Source organism: Alteribacter populi, assembly GCF_002352765.1.
GTDB lineage: Bacteria > Bacillota > Bacilli > Bacillales > Salisediminibacteriaceae > Alteribacter > Alteribacter populi.
This window is the reverse complement of the sequence record NZ_KZ293963.1, coordinates 3638807-3659391: the sequence shown is the minus strand read 5'-3', so window position 1 is coordinate 3659391 and position 20585 is coordinate 3638807. Positions and strand designations below refer to the sequence as shown.

The 20585-nt window shown below is 40.2% G+C and carries 18 protein-coding genes and 1 pseudogene; 2 read left to right on the top strand and 17 right to left on the bottom strand.

All coding sequences use genetic code 11. The annotated features are described in order from the left end of the window. The 7 genes from CDZ94_RS16980 to CDZ94_RS16950 all read right to left on the bottom strand — a co-directional run bounded on the left by CDZ94_RS16980 (position 1) and on the right by CDZ94_RS16950 (position 7234). Positions 1–855: a conserved phage C-terminal domain-containing protein gene (locus CDZ94_RS16980; RefSeq protein ID WP_245415751.1), complete on the bottom strand. Its 855-nt coding sequence runs from the start codon at positions 853–855 to the stop codon at positions 1–3. Between the two features lie 370 nt (positions 856–1225). Then, positions 1226–2326, bottom strand: a complete 1101-nt coding sequence (locus CDZ94_RS16975; protein ID WP_096439071.1) for an isocitrate/isopropylmalate dehydrogenase family protein — start codon at positions 2324–2326, stop codon at positions 1226–1228. Positions 2327–2341: 15 nt separating this feature from the next. Next, positions 2342–3862: an FAD-dependent tricarballylate dehydrogenase TcuA gene (tcuA, locus tag CDZ94_RS16970; protein WP_096439069.1), complete on the bottom strand. Its 1521-nt coding sequence runs from the start codon at positions 3860–3862 to the stop codon at positions 2342–2344. 60 nt (positions 3863–3922) lie between these two features. Further along, on the bottom strand, positions 3923–5119 hold the full coding sequence (locus tag CDZ94_RS16965) for a 2-methylaconitate cis-trans isomerase PrpF family protein (protein WP_096439067.1): 1197 nt from the start codon (positions 5117–5119) through the stop codon (positions 3923–3925). Positions 5120–5287: 168 nt separating this feature from the next. Beyond that, positions 5288–6217 carry a 2-hydroxyacid dehydrogenase gene (locus tag CDZ94_RS16960; RefSeq protein ID WP_096439065.1) on the bottom strand — a complete coding sequence of 310 codons (930 nt, stop codon included), beginning with the start codon at positions 6215–6217 and terminating at the stop codon, positions 5288–5290. 20 nt (positions 6218–6237) lie between these two features. Beyond that, complete coding sequence (locus tag CDZ94_RS16955; RefSeq protein ID WP_096439063.1) at positions 6238–6723, bottom strand: AbrB family transcriptional regulator; 486 nt, start codon at positions 6721–6723, stop codon at positions 6238–6240. 4 nt (positions 6724–6727) lie between these two features. Beyond that, on the bottom strand, positions 6728–7234 hold the full coding sequence (locus CDZ94_RS16950; RefSeq protein ID WP_096439061.1) for an AbrB family transcriptional regulator: 507 nt from the start codon (positions 7232–7234) through the stop codon (positions 6728–6730). Positions 7235–7351: 117 nt separating this feature from the next. Between CDZ94_RS16950 and CDZ94_RS16945 the strand changes: the two genes are divergently transcribed. Beyond that, positions 7352–8221 (top strand): LysR family transcriptional regulator, encoded by an 870-nt coding sequence (locus tag CDZ94_RS16945; protein WP_096439059.1) that lies wholly within the window; start codon positions 7352–7354, stop codon positions 8219–8221. 58 nt (positions 8222–8279) lie between these two features. Here CDZ94_RS16945 and CDZ94_RS16940 read toward each other — a convergent pair whose 3' ends face one another. The 5 genes from CDZ94_RS16940 to fdhA all read right to left on the bottom strand — a co-directional run bounded on the left by CDZ94_RS16940 (position 8280) and on the right by fdhA (position 13796). After that, entirely contained in the window at positions 8280–8729 is a 450-nt protein-coding gene (locus CDZ94_RS16940) for a tripartite tricarboxylate transporter TctB family protein (protein WP_096439057.1), read from the bottom strand. Further along, positions 8729–10219 carry a tripartite tricarboxylate transporter permease gene (locus CDZ94_RS16935; RefSeq protein ID WP_096439055.1) on the bottom strand — a complete coding sequence of 497 codons (1491 nt, stop codon included), beginning with the start codon at positions 10217–10219 and terminating at the stop codon, positions 8729–8731. Before CDZ94_RS16935 ends, CDZ94_RS16940 begins: the two co-directional genes overlap by 1 nt. A 37-nt stretch (positions 10220–10256) precedes the next feature. After that, positions 10257–11351 (bottom strand): type 2 periplasmic-binding domain-containing protein, encoded by a 1095-nt coding sequence (locus CDZ94_RS16930; RefSeq protein ID WP_096439053.1) that lies wholly within the window; start codon positions 11349–11351, stop codon positions 10257–10259. A gap of 797 nt (positions 11352–12148) precedes the next feature. Then, the gene (locus CDZ94_RS16925) at positions 12149–12556 is read right to left on the bottom strand and encodes a GlcG/HbpS family heme-binding protein (RefSeq protein WP_096439051.1); all 408 of its coding nucleotides are present in this window, start codon (positions 12554–12556) and stop codon (positions 12149–12151) included. A 25-nt stretch (positions 12557–12581) separates the two neighbouring features. Next, the gene (fdhA, locus tag CDZ94_RS16920) at positions 12582–13796 is read right to left on the bottom strand and encodes a formaldehyde dehydrogenase, glutathione-independent (RefSeq protein WP_096439049.1); all 1215 of its coding nucleotides are present in this window, start codon (positions 13794–13796) and stop codon (positions 12582–12584) included. Between the two features lie 260 nt (positions 13797–14056). On the opposite strand from fdhA, the gene CDZ94_RS16915 reads away from it, so the two are divergent. Further along, positions 14057–14455, top strand: coding sequence for a winged helix-turn-helix transcriptional regulator (locus CDZ94_RS16915; RefSeq protein WP_096439047.1), 399 nt, complete (start codon positions 14057–14059; stop codon positions 14453–14455). Positions 14456–14589: 134 nt separating this feature from the next. Here CDZ94_RS16915 and CDZ94_RS16910 read toward each other — a convergent pair. The 5 genes and pseudogenes from CDZ94_RS16910 to CDZ94_RS16890 all read right to left on the bottom strand — a co-directional run. Then, a pseudogene (locus CDZ94_RS16910) lies at positions 14590–14805 on the bottom strand (phosphorothioated DNA-binding restriction endonuclease family protein); the annotation flags it as partial. Beyond that, positions 14798–16285 carry a DUF2357 domain-containing protein gene (locus tag CDZ94_RS16905; RefSeq protein ID WP_096439043.1) on the bottom strand — a complete coding sequence of 496 codons (1488 nt, stop codon included), beginning with the start codon at positions 16283–16285 and terminating at the stop codon, positions 14798–14800. The gene CDZ94_RS16905 and the pseudogene CDZ94_RS16910, both read right to left, overlap by 8 nt. Beyond that, positions 16260–18503 (bottom strand): McrB family protein, encoded by a 2244-nt coding sequence (locus CDZ94_RS16900; RefSeq protein ID WP_096439041.1) that lies wholly within the window; start codon positions 18501–18503, stop codon positions 16260–16262. Before CDZ94_RS16900 ends, CDZ94_RS16905 begins: the two co-directional genes overlap by 26 nt. A gap of 275 nt (positions 18504–18778) precedes the next feature. Further along, positions 18779–19783 (bottom strand): D-cysteate sulfo-lyase, encoded by a 1005-nt coding sequence (gene cuyA / locus CDZ94_RS16895; protein ID WP_096439039.1) that lies wholly within the window; start codon positions 19781–19783, stop codon positions 18779–18781. A 94-nt stretch (positions 19784–19877) separates the two neighbouring features. Continuing rightward, positions 19878–20219, bottom strand: a complete 342-nt coding sequence (locus CDZ94_RS16890; protein WP_096439037.1) for a hypothetical protein — start codon at positions 20217–20219, stop codon at positions 19878–19880. Between the last annotated feature and the right edge of the window lie 366 nt (positions 20220–20585).

Sequence of the window (20585 nt, the reverse complement as noted above, 5' to 3'; positions counted from 1 at the left end):
TTACTTCAACTCCTTTAAATATCTCTCAAACTCCGTTTCACTGTTGACCTCTTTTTGGTTTAAGTAAGCTTCAAAGTTATTACCAAACAACGTTGCTGGTCGCAGGAATTTATTCATCGTTGGATTATCTAGCCATTCAGTTGTTTTATTATCGATGACTTTCTTGAACTCTTCTAGTCGGTGGTTTTCATTCCATCTCGCTTTGATCAACTCTCTCGTCTTTCTCGTCTCTGCTCGGTAGTTCTTTGAAGTTTTTTCGTTTAAATAATTGACAATCGCGACAAAGGGTATATTTTCTGTAGTAATCTCTAAAGTAATTTCTGAAGTAATCTCTGGTATTGTTCCAAGAGATTGTTCACCTGAAGACATCGCTTTTGTGCCTGAAACAGAAGTTTTTGTACCTGGATCCATCTTTTGTTGGTTCGAACCCTTCTTTTGCAAGCTCGTAAGGTCCACTTTGTAACCAGCTAAATAATAGCCATGCTCAAAAAGGTCAGCTTGAATTTTAACCAAATTGACCCGATACTGCTTCGTGTGGTCCCATTTGTATTTTGGATTATCACGCTCATCCAGCCACCCTGCTTTAACCAATGTTTTCAAATACCTTCTCATGGCATTACCCGAGACATTGATCATCGTCTCATCCACGAGTTCCTCAGCCTTTTTAAAAATCCATCCATTCAACGACTCAATTTTAATATCTTGATTGCGCTTCCTTTCTTCTTCAATGAAATGTTCAAAATCATTCATGTACTGCGACCAGTAAATCATCTGGTTCAGCACCATCGCCAGTTTGAAGTCCCCCGTCAACACCAACATCTCTTCTTTTAACACCGACCTTTTCAGTTTTCTCATTTTATTCCCTCCATTTTCATAGTATCTTCATTTAATAGGTAGGGTTGAAGTGAGGGAAATGGGGAGATAATTTTGAAAAGAACTTTCAAACCAAAATCGAGTAGGAGGGGGTGACTAACCCCCGACCTCTCACCCTTGTCTTAAGCTAACCGCTACTACTGCCTTCACGATTCGGGACTCGAACCCTAGAGAATGTGCACATGCCTGGCGCACACAAAAAAACAGCGCTGTCCTTTAACAGGACAGCGCTGGAAGTTGAAATAATATTAAAAAAAATTCACTTCTGTCTAGTATAGACATAAACACATTGATAAAAATCATGTCAAAATGAGAAGGGTGATGCTCTGATTCCTTGTGATTTAACTATTATTTATGAAATGGCGTTTTCTTTATTCGTCTTCACCTCTTTAATGATTTCTATCAGGTGGTCACCGAATTCCTCTGTCGAAAGATTACCTCCTAGATCTTTTGTTTTAAAACCACGAGATAATGTTTCTTCTACTCCGTTTTCTATTAATGAGGCTGCATCTAAAGCGTATTGATCATTATTCCGTATGCTGAGCCATTCCAGCATCATTTTCGCTGATAGGATTTCAGATATAGGATTTGCTAAATTTTTTCCTGATATATCAGGAGCTGACCCATGTGTAGCTTGTGCCAAGAGAAACGAATCACCAACATTAAGACCCGGAGCCAACCCCAAACCTCCAATTAGGCCAGCGGCTTGATCGGAGAGGATATCTCCAAACATATTGGTTGTCACAATGACATCAAAGTCTTCAGGCTTTTGGACAAGATGCATAGCAAACGCATCCACATGATAATCGTCTATATACACATTTGGATAGTCTGCCCCTACTTGGTGGCAACTGTCATAAAACAAGCCACAGCCTTGACGTAATACATTCTTCTTATGGACAATCGATAGCTTTTTATGCCGTGCTGAAGCCAAATCAAGTCCAACTTTTGCTAATCTTTCCGACCCTTTTCTAGTAACGACACGAAGGGAAAGAACCGTATCAGAATCTGTCATGAATTCACCTGTGTTATAATATAGATTTCGATCTGCATACATTCCTTCCGTGTTTTCTCTGATTATTACCAAATCTACATTTTCAAACCGGGAAGAGACACCTGGAAATGTTCTTGCCGGTCTTACATTTGCGTACAGATCAAATTGTTTTCTTAACCTCCCACTAGCATTGACCATATCTGGATTATTTGTATTATAAGCATGAGTCGTCAACGGACCTAATATCCCCGCATCACATTGTTTTAAGCCAGCAATAGTTTCATCCGGTAGCGTAGACCCGTACTGATTAAATGAAGATAGACCTACTGGAAAATAATGACAGTCAATAACCAACCCTTCAAACAATCCTTCTGCAAGCCGTAAGACCTTCATAGTCTCTTTTACGATCTCCGGCCCAATTCCGTCTCCTTCCATAACAGCAATGTTGTATTTAGCCATAAAACTCCTCCAATTTTAAAACACTTTTTCTACCTTCTCAGGAGTTCTGTTTTTTGAAAAATCTGTAGCAGACTCTCCAGCAATCTTCCCAAACACTGCTCCTGACATTAATCCCGATCCTCCCGGGTAATTATGATAGAAAAGACCCCCAACCATTTCTCCTGCAGCAAATAGTCCAGGTATAGCTGCCTTTTGTTCATTCAACACTTCACTACATTTATTTACATGGAGAGCACCGAACGTAAACGTAATACCGCATGTGACCGGATAAGCATAAAAAGGTCCTTTATCAAAACGAAGTGCCCAATTCGTTTTAGGAGGAGTAATACCAGTTGTCGATTTTCCATCTTTGATACTTGGATTGTATTCTCCTTCATTAACCGCCGCATTGTAGTTTTTGATAGTCTTTAAAAATTCGTTTTTGTCCACGTTCATTTTCTCCGCTAAGTCTTCGATGGTATCAGCTTTAATACAGGTGGCTTCTTCCAGATCATATTCTTTACGTAGCAAAGAACGGACTTGCGAGTCAAAGAGCTGATACGCCAACTGATTTGGCTGCTTCAATGTTTCTTTTCCATACTTGGCATAAGTGTAATTCCTGAAGTCCGCCCCTTCATCTACAAAACGCTGACCTTTTTTGTTAATAATGAGGCCAAGCGGATAGGAGGATTTTTTATAAATATCTCCCGGCTTATTAAAATCACCAACAGTAGGAGCATTATAGTCAGTGGTATGAGCATGACATCCATCCCATTGTCCCCGCGACTGAGCTCCAATTGCAAAGGCCATTTCAAGTCCATCGCCTGTATTGTACTCCGTTCCGCGAACAACAGCATTTTCCCATTGCTCCCCAATGTGTTTCATACGCTTTTCTTTATTTGCTTCAAATCCCCCACAAGCTAAAATTACTGAGTTTGCAGAAACTGTGTGTTCTTCTTTGCCTTTTTCTTTCACAGTTAGACCTGCTATTTTACCCGCTTCCACTTGCAATTTTACGGCGCAAGCTTCGTACATAATATCGATGTTCATTTCCCTAGCTTTTTCTATTAATCGTTCTATTAAGCCAATACCCTTCCGATAGGTTTTAACTGGAAGTCCACCCCAAAATTGTCTCTTTCCATCCTTTTCAAACACCTGATTTTCATTTAGCTCAAATTCCACACCTTGTTGTTTCATCCATTTAATTGTTTCATAGGACTTGGAAACCAGCTGGTTTGCAAGTTTTGGATCACTTTTTCCTTCTGTCACTTCCATCAGATCGTTGTAGAAGTCTTTACTCTCGTAGGGGGGGATTCCAATATTCTCCCCACCTTCTCCTTTGAGCTCTGGAATGATTTCAGCAAGTGCTTCTTTATCTTTATACGCAAAGCGAATTGCCCCATCAGTAAAAAAAGAATTACCACCTCTTTTATGTTTCGGTCCTTTCTCTAATACAAGAACCTTAGCTCCATTTTCTCTGGCTGAAATCGCTGCACATAAAGCAGCATTTCCTGCGCCAACTACAATCACGTCATACTTTTCATTTGTATTTTGCATAGAGATTCCTCCATCAAATATTTTCAAACCGTTATGAACTCTAAATCTTTTGGTATATAGTCATACAGTTTCTTCTTTTTTTTGATGTGCACTAGAAGCCTCATTCCCTAATACCTTAGCGGGAATATAAGCAAACCCATCCATTATTCGGCGTGATGTTCTCGCTACCGCTGATCGAGTTACATGATATTGACCACCAACGTATTCTATTTCTATACTAAAATCCATGGTCCCTGTCGGATGACCGATTTTAATACCCTCTCCCTGCCTGTATTCACTCACCTCATTTACAACCGTTCCTTCTATCAGGGAAGCAGTAGAAGTACAAATTCCCCCTGTAACAGCGAATGCCTTATGCATCTTGCCCATTGCCATTGCTCTGGCGTTAAAGTTAATATTTCCTTCAGCTATTTCCATACCATTAATCCCTTGATAGGATTGGGGAGGAGAAACAAAAATGATTTTTGGCACAGACTGAGAAATGAGCTTTGCTTCTTTTTTTGTTTTTACCAGCCCTAGCATATATGCCCCAGTTGCACGTATTTCTTCTAATAGCTCCAATCGTTCGGGATCGCTTTCTATTTGTTCAGGAGTTTCAATACCTGTCAGACCAATATCAAAAGCCCTTACAAAAACTGCTGGAGTTGAAGCATCCACAATACTGACATCAATGATTCTTCCATTCTCTAATGTAATGGTATCTTTTGGATTACCTGTTGGTAGTGTCTTTCCAGTTTTAGACCCACCAGAATTCAAAAAGTTAAGCATAATTCTTGCTCCAGGATTGGGAACACCTGGAATATAGCAATTACCAATGGTCAGTGATTTACCATCTTCCACCTGTACTTCTGCTTCAATGATCTTTTGGGTATTTGTATTATATATTCTAACCACCGTAACCGGTTCAACTGCAGGTACTATTCCTTCATCAATCGCAAAAGGGCCAACGCCTGAAGAAATGTTCCCACAGTTACTACGATAATCAATGTGTTTTTTGTCAATGGATACCTGACCAAATGTATAATCCACATCCGCATCTTCGCGAAGAGATGGTCTTATGATGGCCACTTTGCTTGTTAAAGGATCTGCTCCCCCTAGCCCATCTATCTGACGAACGTCTGGGCTTCCAAATAATGAAAGTATTACTTTTTCCCGATGCTTCTCATCATTTGGGAGTTCATTGTGCATCAGATACACACCTTTACTAGTACCACCTCTTAAGATCGCTGCCTTTATTTTTTCAAAGTCCCGCCCCATTTGCATACTCCCTTTCTTCAAGTTTCCTTCTCTATCTATAATGATAAGAGAATTTCATCGATAACTAAAATATCAATATTTTATTATCTTTAATAAGTTTTTTTTATGATAAGAATGAAAAGAGGAGTGGTAGGACACTATTGAAGTAATTAACGGAGTATATTGGTATTACTTACTTTCAAAATAATCTTCTATATTGGTCAGTGCAGCTTCCGCAAATCTCTGAAGTGCATCTATAGTTATATAACCAATATGAGGAGTCAAGATGGCATTATCACAATCTTTGAACGAATTGATAACAAGTGGTTCTTCTTTAAATACATCGATCCCTACTCCTTTCAACTGTTGGGTACGAACCAATTCAGCTAGTGCCTTTTCATCAACAAACCCTCCTCTGGAAGTATTAACGAAAATTGCTTGATCTTTAAGCATCTGAAGTCTATCTTTGTTTAAAAAACCTTTCCATTCCATTGAAAACCTCATATGAAGACTTAACACATCTGAAGTTTGAAGAACATTCTCCAATGTCCCCACTTCTATGTTGTCTCTTCGAGCTTCTTCCATAGAACCAGTAGGTCTCCACACTTTCACCTTCATCCCAATTGCCTTTCCAACCCTTGCTACTTCTTTTCCAATCTTGCCATATCCTAGGATTCCCAACTGTTTTCCGTGTAGCTCCACACCAGGATGTTGCATCCACCTGCCATCTTTGAGCATTTTTTGATGAAGGGAGAATTGGCGGGATGCACCAATCATTAAACCGATGGTTAGTTCCACTACAGATGGTGTAGAGCCGCCAGGTGTAGTAGTTAGATGAATTCCGTATTCATTTATAGCATCCACATCAAGGTGTGCTGTTCCTTTTCCAGTTTGGGATATTATCTTCACATCAGAAAAACGGGAAATAGTATCACGATCCAAGGGTGTCCTCTCACGAACCAATACGATAGCATCCATTTTATCTGCTAAAGTAACAATTTCTTCAGTATTTACCGACCTGGTGACAGAACTAATATTATATCCCTTCTTTTTCAAACGCAGAGCAGCTTCAGATGAATGATAGACATCTTCATAATCACCTAAAACCAATATTTTCATTAAATTTCCTCCTCATTTATTTAAAATAATAATGCTAGCGATATGGGAACAATCGTCAATATTAATACCACCCTAAACAAATGTATGGAAATGATCGTAGTCATTGGAAGATTAAGTCCATCTGTAATGACTACAATTTCACTAAGTCCGGCTGGTGCAGCACTACAAGCAGCGGTGAGCAAGTCCCATTTCAGAAAACGATTCAGAATCAGAACGACCAGACTAGTCACCACAATCTGAAAGAACAGCAATAAGAGTGCTGGTTTCCAGAGAGTCGATAGGGTTTGAAAGAGATCGCTTGAAAAATTTAAACCCGTTATACCTCCAATTAAAGACTGGATACCCTTTTTAATGGATGGTCTTAATGGAGAGATTTTTTTCCACATAACCTGCAGAATAGCGACAGCTACTATCGCTCCTATCATGACACCTAATGGAATCCCTGCAAACCAGCCAACTGTCCCCCCTGCTAAAGAGGCTGATGCTAAAACAAACCTTTCATTCATTAGCTCACCCCCTTAATGCATTCTTTTTTTTATTCATATAATTTACAAATAAGGATAAGAGAAAAACCACCGTCACTACCCGAACAACATGCAAAGAAACTACAACCAAAGGATCAAGCTTCATTTCATTCGCTAAGGTAGCCATTTCAGCAATCGATCCTGGAGCTGCTGCAATAATGGCAACTTTAGGTGATATATTAGATGTATAACTTAGTAACCAACCTATTCCAAAAATTATGCAGAGAACTCCGATACTCAACACAACGAGACCGGAGAATATTTTTTTTAATTCCTGCTTATCGAAATGAGAAAAGGACAGGCCTATCATAGTCCCCAATAGAACTTGAGCAATAAATAGGATACTGTCGCCTGCCGTAAATAAACTTTCTGCATAGATTTTCCACAGACCTACTGCTCCCATCGCCCCAAGAAATGCTCCCATGGGAATCTTTAACCGCTGTCCTAGCCAGCCTCCCATCATTGAATAGAATATAAATAATACGTAGTCCATGTCACCCCCCTCCCTTCTTAAGAGGTAACCATTTCTTCACTTTTTAAAAGAATTAAGTCATAATTAAACAGATAGTACATCTTCAGAGAATATACATTTTAAGGCAGGTGGCATTCATTGGACGAAAAAGATTGGTTAATTCTCAAAACATTAAATGAAGAAAGAAACATTACCAGAGCTTCTGAAAAACTGTTCATCTCCCAACCTGCACTTACATATAGAATAAAACAATTAGAGGAAGATATTGGAATAACAATCCTGTGGCGTAACAAACGCGGTGTTAAATTCAGTGCAGAAGGAGAACATTTGGTGACTTATTCCTTACGGATGCTGAAAGAGCTCCAAAAGGTTAAAGATCATGTAGTCAACATGAACAACTCTACGGAAGGTACAATTAGATTGGGTGTTTCGTCCAATTTCGCTCGATTTAGCCTCCCCGATATATTAAGAGATTTCACTAGTAAATATAAAAATATCCAATTTTCTTTATATACTGGCTTAAGCCCAGAAATAGTCAGAATGTTGGAAGAAGAAGATGTTTATGTTGGTATTGTCCGAGGAGAAAACAAATGGAACGAGGGACAATTAAAACTGGATAAAGAAACGATTTGCATCATCTCCAAGTTTCCCATAGAGCTGGATAAGCTCCCTTCTTTGCCCAGAATCTCTTACAAAACAGATTCTGAGTTGCAGCGCCTCATTGATAGATGGTGGCAAAAGAACTTCAGTGTTCCCCCAAATATCACAATGCATTTGGATAATATTGAAACGAGCCGCAATTTGGTCTTAAATGGTCTAGGGTATGCAATCATACCAAGTATCGGCCTAAATGAAGTCGAGGATGATTTATTTATACACCCTATAAAAGATAGCGCTGGCAAAACTATTTTGCGTAACACGAGCCTAATTTACAAAGAAAATTCTTTAAATTTCCCTGTCGTTAAAACCTTTATTGAGTTTATGGAAGAATATTATGGAACGAAATAATCATGAATAACCAGGTCACCAGAACGTTTTTGATGACCTGGACTTTTCCCTTTCATAATTACCAATTCATTAAATTTCCAGGCCAGTGCAAATTCATATAGTAATCTCCAAAAATGTACATACAAATAAAAGTCACTGCCACTACAACCAGTATTTTCCTCAATTTCAATCCTGTCACGAAGTATAGGAAGGCTCCAAGAAAGACGACAGCTCCCACCTTAAACCCCACCAAGTAAATAGCACCTAATAAAAACAGCATCCATCCCATATATTTTAAAGCTTCCATTAAGTTAGGGTGAAATGAAGAAGAGTCACTTTCTTTTTTTACTAACCGGGTGACAGTCAGCATCAGCTCTGTTATCACAAAGATGGTAGCTATAATGGATATATACAATGGGAAAAATCTGGCCTTATCAGTAAATGTTGTCGCTTCAACGGCTCCCCATATAAATAGCAAAGTAAGTAGGGTAGTAAATATCAAGGACATTTTAGATTTACTTATACTCATTACATGGCCCTCCCATCATTTTCCTTTAACCGGTCTTCTTTCCTTTTTAAATATATACCGGCAGCAACAATGAGAATGATTAATACCCCAATTATGATCACCCCTGGTCTTGCAAGCCAGTTGAAGTCATATCTGGACATAGAAATCCATAAGTAACGTTCCGTTGCCGGAGCCAGGACAAAACCGATGAGCATCGGTGCTCTTGGCCAATCCAGCCATGTCATAAACCATCCTATTATTCCTATTACAAAAAATGCAATTAAGTCTCCCCAGTGTGAGGTACTTTGATAAGTACCGAGGAGGATGATAATTAATAGGAATGGAACCAATTTTTTAGCGGGAATACTACTTAACTTGGATATTGGTTTGCTCAGAACCAAACAAGCTGCAGCCCCAATCACATTTGCTATCACCAAGGTCCACACAATAGATAATGTTAAGGATAAATCAGTGGTCAGCAAACTAGGACCGGCCTGTAATCCCAATAATGTCAGTCCCCCAAGCAGAATAGCAGTTGTCCCACTTCCTGGAATCCCAAACATTAATGTCGGAATTAAAGAGCCCCCTTCTTTTGCGTTATTAGAACTCTCAGGAGCAATAACACCTCTTATGTCCCCTTCGCCAAAGTGGTTCTTCCTAGATGTCTGTTTTGCAAGACCATAGGAAATCCAATCAACGACACTTCCCCCAACCCCCGGTATAAATCCGAGTACAGAGCCTAGAGTGGAGCTTCGGATCACCAGCCACTTATTGGCAACTATATCCTTTAGACCTTTTGTCCATCCTCCTAATTTGGGGACTGTCTTGGAAATACTCCGATCGGCCGCTAGTAAATCTATCATTACCGGAAAAGCAAACAAACCAAGCGCAAATACTGCAAGAGGAATTCCATTGGATAAATAAATGAAGTCAAAGGTATACCGATATTCCGGTACAGCCGGAGCACTACCAATACTTCCAAGCATCAGTCCAAATAGTCCAGCAAGAACTCCACGAATAGGGAATTTCCCTGCCAATATCCCTACCATGCTGAGCCCCAGTAACGCTAGCATAAATAATTCCGGCGAACCAAATGCCAGGACTAACGGGCGTATGATTGGGATTGACAAATAGAGAATAAGTCCTCCAATAACACCACCAATCATGGAAGCGATAAACGCAGCACTTAAGGCTCGTGAGGCCTCGCCGCTTTGTGCCAAAGGATGTCCATCCATAATAGTTGCCTGAGACCCTGAAGAACCAGGGACACCCAACAAAACGGATGGGAACGTGTCCCCAGTATGCAATACAGCTGTCATCCCTATTAGCAGAGCCATTCCGGAATAAGGATCCATTCCGTAAACAAATGGTAGGAGGATTGCCATTCCGACGGTACCGCTTAAGCCAGGAAGAAGACCAATAGATAATCCTAATCCAATCCCTAACAGCATAAATAGTAGTCTAGATGGTTCCAAAATCATTATTAATGCTTCTATTCCAGCTTCAATCAATGGTGGCCCTCCTTTAATGCGGTCTTCTTCATTTTGCCTATTCTACAGTGACACCGTGCTGTTCCTCCAGGAATTGCGTCACCCAGTCAGTAACTTCACTTGGAACATTTAACATTTCACTAATTGAGTCATTCAACCCTTCACCAATATAAGGTTCATATCCCCCGAGCACTTCCTCTCCTTCCTCCATAAAGGAAGGTTCAGCTATCATGCTCTCAGCACCGGCTTCAAGCTCTTCCTTAGCCTGATCAGGTGCATCTCCATGCGTCCATACTACTTTTTGAATTGTAAAAGAAGAAGTTACAAAAGTTTTATAAGCATCCCATGCAACGCCTGAAGGCTCCTCGCCATATAAATCCTCATAAAATTCTTTTAAAGTAGGTAAGTCAGGAAATGCCGGATCTCTTACAAGTTCCCCACCTTCCAATTGACCGAATGAATAAAGTGGCTCAGCAATTCCTTGATCAATCAGTGGTTCAACACTTGAGTTATATGCAGAAGTAGTCTGATAATCAATATTCGACTCACCCTGTTCAAATGCAACTCTAGAAGGCCCCCTGCCTTCATAACCCATATTTGCTTGTACATCGAGACCTAATACTTCAAACGAAAGGAGAGTGACTAAATCCAAGCCAGTTGCACTTATTCCAGCATATATTAATGATTCCGGGGTATTTTGGATACCATTTGCAATTTCAGGAGTAGAGTAAACAACTCCTCCCGTAGGGAAGCCTATGATAGGTTCCATTTCATTTAAGTCATATTGGACAGCAGATTGACTCAATAGAAATGGAGTATGAGTGGATGCACTGCTTGTCAAAACATTTAATCCATTTGCCTCTTTCATATTGGCATATTCATTTGTCCCGGTAATACTTTCTCCCCCAGGAACATTTAGAACCTGAACGGTAGGGTTTCCTTCCGTATAATCTGATAAATAAGGTGATATAAACCTTGCAAATACATCCGTTCCTCCCCCCGCACCAAATGGTACTAACATTTCAATATCCCCACCATCATAAAAATTCCCATCTTCTCCTGCTGCAGTCTCATCGCCCGGGTTACAAGCTACCAGACTAATTGAAAGCGTTATCAAAAAAAATGTAAAAATTGAACTCTTTAAGTTGTTCATTTTCATTCCTCCTTCTAAATTAAAGTCATTCACCTTGTTATCCTTTGAATCTGAATCTTCAGATTAGTTAAAATGTTATTATAGCAGAATTAATAAATCCAATATTATAAATTTATGATAAACATAAAAATTATTTATGATAGGAATCCAATTTCTGGATACTTTCAATTAGTTTGTGTAAGGATATTAGGGAGATCACCGCCACTACGGACCAAAAATCGGCACTTCCCTAAATCGATATCCAGCAACATTAGTCAAACATTAGTCAGTTTCTCATAAGAAAAAAGGCGTCTACCATAATGGTAAACGCCAACCCAATCTCTAACGAGTAAAGAAATATTAAAGCTGATTAGAGTTGCAGTCTCAACAATATATATAAGTCTTCAAAAATGGAAAAGAAGAGGGACCGGAGAGGACCATTTTTAAGAAAACCTAGCTGGGTCACGTCTACCACTGCTTTTAAGCAAAGTAAATGACTGGAAGAAAATCATATGTTTTCCACTTCTTTTTTTCGTCATCCCATCGTTACAAGCACATAGGCAGCAAACGTTTGTAAGTTCATGTTTATATCCATTATCACTTTAACCTTCTTCTCTAACGTTCTGTTGTACTTTCAATATTAAACAACCCTTGACAGATATCCAGGTTCATGCCTAAGACCCTGCCAATTGTACGGGTCTCCTTAAGGAATATTTTACAATCTATGAAAAGAAGATTGCCATCCAAGAAAATAAACAAAAAAAGACCCCTTCACTCTTATTTGAGGAATAGGGTCCTTTTACCATATATATTTAGCTTTATTCCTTAAACGCTTTAACCCCAGCTTCAGCCACTTGGACATCGTGGGGGACAGTACTGCCGCTGACACCAATGGCACCGATCACTTTCCCGTCTCGTTCAAGTGGAATGCCACCTCCGAAAACAACGATCCGTCCATTATTCGTCGTGTTTAATCCGTACAGTTCAGCATTGGGTACGGTTGCTTCTGCTAAGGTAGACGTTGACATTTTAAGGGCGACCGAGGTCCAAGCCTTATTCTCGGAAATATCAATACTTGCGATCCAAGCATCATCCATACGGTGCTTGGCAATCAGATTACCTCCGCTATCAACGACGGTAATGACCATAGACACACCTAAATTTTGCGCTTCTTGTTCTGCACTTTCAATTATTTTCGAGGCTTCTTCTAATGTTAATGTAACCATTTATATTCCCCCATTTCAAAACTTATTAATTCAGCGTACCATGTGGATCTATAACAAATTTTTTCGCTACGCCACTATCAAATTCGTCGTAGCCTTTCGGTGCTTCGTCTAAAGAAATGACGGTTGCATTGACAGCTTTGGCGATGTTAGCTTTACCGTTCAGAATGGCATTCATAAGTGCACGGTGATACTTCATTACTGGCGTTTGTCCGGTCACAAACGTGTGTGCTTTTGCCCAGCCTAACCCAAACCGGATACTGAGAGAACCTTGCTTGGCTGCTTCATCCACGGCTCCTGGATCTTCCGTTACATACAATCCCGGAATCCCTAGCTTGCCGGCAGCTCGAGTAATATCCATAATTGAGTTCAAAACAGTAGCAGGGGCTTCTTTTGCATGTTGTCCGTGCCCGGACGCTTCAAACCCAACCGCATCAATCGCACAGTCTACTTCAGGGATGCCGAGAATCTGTTCAATTTGTTCGCCTAAATCATCGTGCTCCCGCAAATTAACAGTTTCACAGCCGAAACTTCTTGCTTGCTCGAGTCGTTCTGGGATAAGGTCTCCGACGATGACAACTGAAGCCCCTAACAGCTGAGCCGAATGGGCAGCTGCTAAACCGACTGGACCAGCGCCTGCTACGTATACGGTTGAACCCGGTTGTACCCCAGCACTATATGCGCCGTGATATCCGGTTGGAAAAATGTCAGATAGCATCGTGAGGTCAAGAATTTTTTCCATCGCTTGATCTTTGTTCGGAAATTTCAGGAGTTGGAAATCGGCATAAGGAACCATGACATATTCGGATTGGCCGCCAACCCATCCGCCCATATCGACATAGCCGTAAGCCGACCCAGGACGGTCTGGATTGACATTAAGACAGACGTGAGTATGTTGTTCACGACAACTTTGGCAACGTCCACAGGCAATATTAAATGGAACAGAAACAATATCTCCTTTTTTTATAAATTCGACGTCACGACCTGTTTCCATGACTTCACCGGTAATTTCATGACCGAGAATCAAACCTTCAGGAGCGGTTGTCCTGCCACGGACCATGTGCTGATCACTCCCACAAATATTTGTCGTGATTACTTTTAAAATGACTCCATGTTCACATCTTCGTCCTACGTTAAGCGGATTGACACCAGGTCCGTCCCGTAAAATAAGTTCAGGAAATGCGGTATCTTTAACTTCCACTTTCCCGGAACCTGCATAAGCAACAGCTCGGTTTCCTGCCATTTTTGTTCCTCCTATATCGATTTATTGGAGGGGAGAAGAGAGGCTGAGGTTTGGACACGATTTTGCCCGTATGTGTCTTTGTTGAAGTTTCATAGAAGGTAAATTAAAATAAAAAGGAACGGGATAAAGAATCACTAGATTTATAAACTGCAAAATCTTCTCCCCTAATCCCACTCTATCAAGAGAAGCTAATCATCGGAAGAATGCACTTTTTTGTAAGAAGGTAACCATAAGGAAACTTTTAAGGAGAGTAGCGTTTAATGGATGATTTAAGAAAAGAAACGTTAAAAAAAGTAAAAAACGGTTACTTCAATTGTGAAAAAGAATTAACGCTTTCCCTCATTAGCGGGAAATGGAAAATTACGATTGTCTATTACTTAGGAACAGACGGAACGATGCGTTTTAATGAAATCAAGCACCTCTTCCCAAAAATCACACACAAAGTCCTAACCTCGCAACTACGTGAACTTGAAGAAGACGGCCTGGTGCATCGGGAAGTATACCCCGAAGTCCCACCAAAAGTAGAGTACTCTTTGACAGAACGCGGAAAAAGCCTAATGCCAATCATTGAAAACATGTACACCTGGGGAAAAGAAAACATAAAAGATTTTATGCGGGAGAACCTTGCAAGAAAGCAAGGCAGTTCTTCAGATCATTAAAAAATCGTTTCATTTTTTATAAATGAAACGATTTTTCGAGTGGCTTAATTTTTAACTCTAAAAATATGAGCAACTATTAAAGATTATGCCCCATTCAGAGTATCCTTTAGTTAGCATGATACCTCTCCGGACCTTTGCTCCGGGTGATAGGACCTTCGTTTTGGCCCAAAATTCATAAGCAAATCAGTAAGCCTTGGTTTCACTTCCCCATAAGGAACCAATTTTTCTTTTTTCACCTGATATTTTGCTAGTGTATATAATATAAGCAAAGGTTTATGCGGAGCCCTCTGATCGCGCTTTTTCCACACATTCAACTGCTGCAAACGTTGTTTCAGTTCAGCTTCATTCACACAAAGCCCCCGCTTCCCCAAATGTTTCTACTATCCACCTATCCAGCCACTCCTGCTTTTCACCAGGATTCATGGCAACTGCACCCATCTGATATCTATGGTGGTAGTCTGACTCAAAAAACTTCAGAAGTTCTTGATTTTCTTGCCATGGAGTCAGGATATATACTTCTTTTACAGCAGGTTTTTCTGTTTGTTTTGCTAGAATACCGTCTCGATACTTATGCATTTCTCCGAGGGCGTTCGACAAGTTTGAAGGTACTCGGTACTTCGGGTCAAAAATAACAATACTCTCTTCCCCTTCGATGACAATATCCGGGACCATGCGGTGAGTATATGTAAAAAATGCTGGTGAGTTGGATTGATACACTCTTTGAAAAGAGACTTTCCATTGATTTTTTAGCCGTACCGTACTTCCGTGATTCACGCTCAAATCAAGGAAAATCCCATCGCTTTCAAATCGATAAAGAGCCGATGTGTCTTCGATAAATCCGTATTTTCTCAACGATTTAATAATTTGAAAATAACACCACATTTCGTACAAATCAAAGGTGTCCTTCAACGGCATGGAGTAGGCAAAGCCGATTTTATGTTGACCGTGATGATTTAATCGGTCGAACCACTGGTGGGTCATCCGGTAAACCGGGTTTTTCCTTATTACCTGTGTAATCACTCTGTTTCCTTTTAAATTACTAACTTCCTTTAGAAAGGTATGACGTAACCAGTATCTTACTCTCGACAGAAAACAGTTTGCTTCAGACTCAACCTGTTCATAGCCACATTCACAGTATCCCAGCAATAATCGTTCCAAATCTTTCAGCTGGCTTTTTATGAACTGGTTTTCATAGACATCGATGGCTTCCTTTCGAACAGATGTCTGAATCTGGTCAGGAATCCCCTCTTTTTTTCCTTTTCCATAGGACTGCTCAAGCCAGCGTTCTGCGTGGGGAGACATTACCTTAACCTTCTCCCTTTTTACAAATTCAGTTCGACTATGAAGAATTCGGTAAGGCCGGTCAGATAGTTTACTTATGATCATTTTCAGACTGGAAAACGAACTGGTAATATATTTCCACTGCGGCCATGACATGCCTCTTTGAAAGCCGGATACATCTAGCGCGCGTGTTGATCCAGAGTACTGATAGCAGACAGCTGCCTCATCCAATACATCAGACAACATCTGTTCATATTGCGATTCGGTCATCTTTCTCGAATCAGGATACAAAAAAGTAGTGAAAGACTTCTCATCAACGTTAAACTTAACTTCGCCACTTTGAAAAGGAGTGACTAAATTCCCATGAATTCCACCGTCTGCGCGTTTAAAAGTAAGAGGGATGGAAGCAAAGCTAAGGTTGTGGACATCCGTTCTATGTAGAAGCCATTCGTAGGTGGTTCCTTCCGTCATATATGCTTCACAAATAGGTTGCCAATTCTCTCCAGGGATGCGGATCAAGACATCAGCGCCAATATTGAGTGGCTCCATAACGGTCTAGCTCCTTTTGCATTCTCTTTAGTTCAGTCAACGAACCAGCTTCATTGCCAATTTTCTGCGCGATCAAATCCTTCATTTCATCAAACAGAGGCGCAATACGCTCATCACCACGAATTTTTGGAAGAACTTTTTCTCTAACCACCACATCTAAGGCTTCATTACGATTCATTTGATAACGATAGTCTAGCTCCAAGTTGCGCATCAGCTTTCGCACCATTTCATTCATAGCACGGTATCCAAAGTGCAGGTCGTATGGTAGTAATAGTTTATGAATTTCCTTGAGGACCTCAAATTCACCTTGAAGTTTATCCTGTGTAGAACGATTGACTGCATCCCAAAAAGGATCAAAGTTCACATCTGATAACGTCATCACATAAGCTCTGTCCAACACTTTATCAGAAATAGAATGGGTCGTTTCATCTACATTAACCGTTCCAATTACATAAATATTCGGAGGAATAGTAATCGTTTGTGGCACCTCATGAATATCATCTCGATCATGAAGGGGGATTGCCTTCTGCGACTCCACTGCGCTTAAATAGTCACTCAAATAATACTCCACGCGAGCTAAGTTCATTTCATCCAAAAGAATAAAGTGAGGTTTGTCCCGTTCCTTTCTAGCTTTTAATACCATCCTCAGAAATTCTGGAGTATTAAACCGTTTATCAAAAGAGCTATAATAGCCAAATAAAGCGGTGGAGTCCATCCAGTCAGGACGCACTGGGATGATCGACAAATAAGGGTTGTCCTCTTCATAATCAAGTCCATACACTGCATTTGCGTACAACTTTGCCAATTGCGTCTTCCCTGTTCCTGATATCCCGCTTAATAAAACAAAATGCTTATCGTCCAATGCCGTTAAATTTAGATGAAAATCACGAATGACGGGCATTTTGAAAGTCAACCCTGATGTATTAACTAATTCCAAAATTGAATTAAAATCAAAGTTGCTTTCAAATGTCTCTTCCAGCTCTACTGACTCTTCACCTGCAAGTTCGTCTCCCTTAGTACCCTCATCTTGTTCTGGCAGAACCAACTTCTCACTTACATGGGCAAAAATCAGCGCAGCCATTACTAATTTTGACTTCACAACATCTGTGTCCTCTTCAAAACGTTCTTGTTCATTATCATAAACAGCTGGTGAATAACGAGAATCGGATGTTTCAATCCCAAAGTTATTCAAATGATTGAACGCTTCTTGTAAAATCTGATGGTTATCAAGCTTGTGAGTTGCGAACATTTTGGAAATCCACCACTTGCTTTTCCCGTCTCCTAAAAGTTCTCGTACTTTTGCAAATATGTGAGTATGACCATCAATTTTTACAGCCAAGCGATGAGTTGGAGAACCTTTTTCAGAGAATATTAAATACTGAATATTGCCTTTTACAACCATTTGGTCTTGATCGTAAAGGTAAAAAGGCTGACGGTGTCCCTGGTTTTTATATTTTTCCATTTCTCCGTATTCAAGACGGTAAGCTAGTCCCAATACAGATATTTCTCGACTTTCGTTCGCTTCCATAAATAAAGAGAAAATCTTATTAGCATAAAAAGACTCATTTTGATCTTCTTCAAGGTATTCATGGATAGGAGCTAACCCCATCAGGATGCGCTTAAGCTCCTCCATCAACACTTCTTCTTCCAACTCGCCAGTGAGCTCACCATCATTGCCGAAATAAAACAACGGTCTTTTACCTGGCTTTATGTTAGACCGAATTATTGGTGATATCTCATTTCCCTCGATTTTTTTCTTTGTATTGGAACTATCCTTAACATAGGTATCGATCGATTCTGGAAGATTGCTCAGCATCCCATCCATCTTTTTACTTGCCAAGGCTCCCCATATTAAATAAAAATTCGCTTCCACATAGATTCGATATGTACGATCCATTCCATTTAATTCTAAAGTAAGCAAATTAACCTCATCGTCATACACTTTTTTAACCAACTGAATAAAATATCTTCGACCGATATTTGTATCCTTTTTTGAGTCAGCATATTTCGGATTTTGCGAATCGTGGTAGGTCGTCCTTAAGGTGACACCGTAACTTTTTATCTCGATGACATTCTCTTCACTATGAGTTTCTTCAAGTTCTTTCTTAAGCCTTGTAAAAAGTTCCTGCATTTTCGGTTCAACGTGATCCAGTACTTTCCGGCAACGTTCTGTCGTATCCTCTATGTCGAATATCTCTTGATACCTGTTCAGGTTCATGTGGTAGCCCCTCTCGATTAAGCACATTCTCAAGGAATATTTTACTATCTATGAAAAAGATTGCCATCTATGAAAATCAGGAAACCTTTCGAATTAGAAATTGAAATTGTAGGGAATCATCAAGGTTTTAAGAACATTTGCCTCTTTATCACTTAGAGGAGGAACAAAAGTCCCAACAAAGAAGAAATTTTAGAATTATTTTTCCTTGATAATTATAAAAACTCCCGCCTTAAAGAGTAAACCTAAAACTAGGAGCAATTATATTATAGTTTTTATTACTCTTCTCCATAAAAAATCCCAGCATAAGCATAAACCGCCGGTGTTCCACCAGAATGTATAAATAATATATTATCATCTGGTTCAAAGTACCCTTTTCGTACAAGATCAATAAGTCCAGCCATCGTTTTACCCGTATAAACCGGATCAAGCAAAATAGCTTCTGTTTGTGCTACTAGCTTTACCGCCTCCACCATTTCTTCCGTTGGTAAAGCATAGCCCGGCCCCACATAGTCGTCAAAACACGTAACGGCTTCACGCGGAATAGAATTTTCTACGCCGACGTGGGCAGCGGTTTCTTTTGTAAGCTGATAAACATTCTCTTCTTGAATGGCTTTTTCTCGACTGACATTAATGCCGATGACTTCGATTTTGCTTTCCATACCTCGACACCCAGTAAGCAAACCGGCATGCATACCGCCACTGCCACTTGTACAGACAATATAGTTAAAATGCATCCCTTGTTCCGTCGCTTGTTGTACGATCTCTTCTGCGCATGCCACGTAACCGGTGATTCCTGTGACATTGGAACCGCCCACCGGAATCAGATAAGGAGTCCGACCTTCTTTCCTTACTTCTTCAGCCGCCTTTTCCATTTCTGCATATACGTCCGTTCCGTTTGGGACAACCTTTATTGATTCTGTTCCTAACAACTGATAAAGAAGATAATTTCCATTCGTCTGTGTATCAAATTGCGCGACTTCATTTTCCTCTAAAATGAGAAGGCACTTTAGATTTTCCTTTACACAAGCAGCCAACGTTAACCGACAATGGTTCGATTGAATTCCCCCTGCCGTAATAATCGTATCTGCCCCGCTATTTTGTGCGTCAGCAACGAGAAACTCTAGCTTTCTCGTTTTGTTACCGCCTTCAGTTAAACCAAGTAAATCATCTCGTTTAATATACAAGTTAGGGCCCTTTAAAGCTTCAGAAAATCGATTTGCCTTTTCAATCGGCGTCGGTGATAATGTATAACGGTTCCGCGGAAACCCAGATAAATTCAACAAAACCTCCCCTTCCTCTATTGAGATCCCTCTCTTTTGAAGGTGCCTGACCCCCAGTACGTTAATACTTTAGTGTACTGGGGGTCAGGCACCTTTATGACGCGATAGGTTGTTGTTTGGGTTTTCGAATAATTCCCATTAACCCTGCCGCTACAAGAAACAAAGCAGGCACAACGCCGAATAGACTAATTGAAATTAAAATTGCGACACCACTAATGAGCATCAGCCATCCGCCTAGCTTTGCTTTGAATTTCACAACGATTGCTCCAATGATTGCCAACGTGCTAAATAAAAATGCGCTCGTACCTAACCCTGAAATTTCATTGCTCCCGCTTACGGCTTCATCAATACTGCCGATAAATAAAGCAAAAAATGCACCGCCAAATCCAATCAAACCACCCAATATACCTAAAACCATTTCTGTTGTACGACTCACTATGATCATCTCCCTTTAACTGTAACGTTCATATTCATTGTAATGAAAGAGATGACACAATATGTCAGCGAATAGGAGTTCGTAAAAAGAATAACCTGTAAAATCAATAACCAGATCCGAACTTCGTTTGACTAGATCAGACCTTCTTTTGACTACATCTCGACGCGGGTTGACCAGGTTCCTTGCTGTTTTGACTAGAAGCGGGTCTTGGTTGACTCGAAAAAGATCCTGGTTGACTAGAAAGGAGCTTGTTTGACCAGAAAAAGAGCCGGTTTGACTAGTAAAGATCTCTTTGACCAGAAAAGGAGCTTATGTCTTTCGGTATTTTCGCCGATTTTTTACCAGCGTTCATATCGGTCACTGACA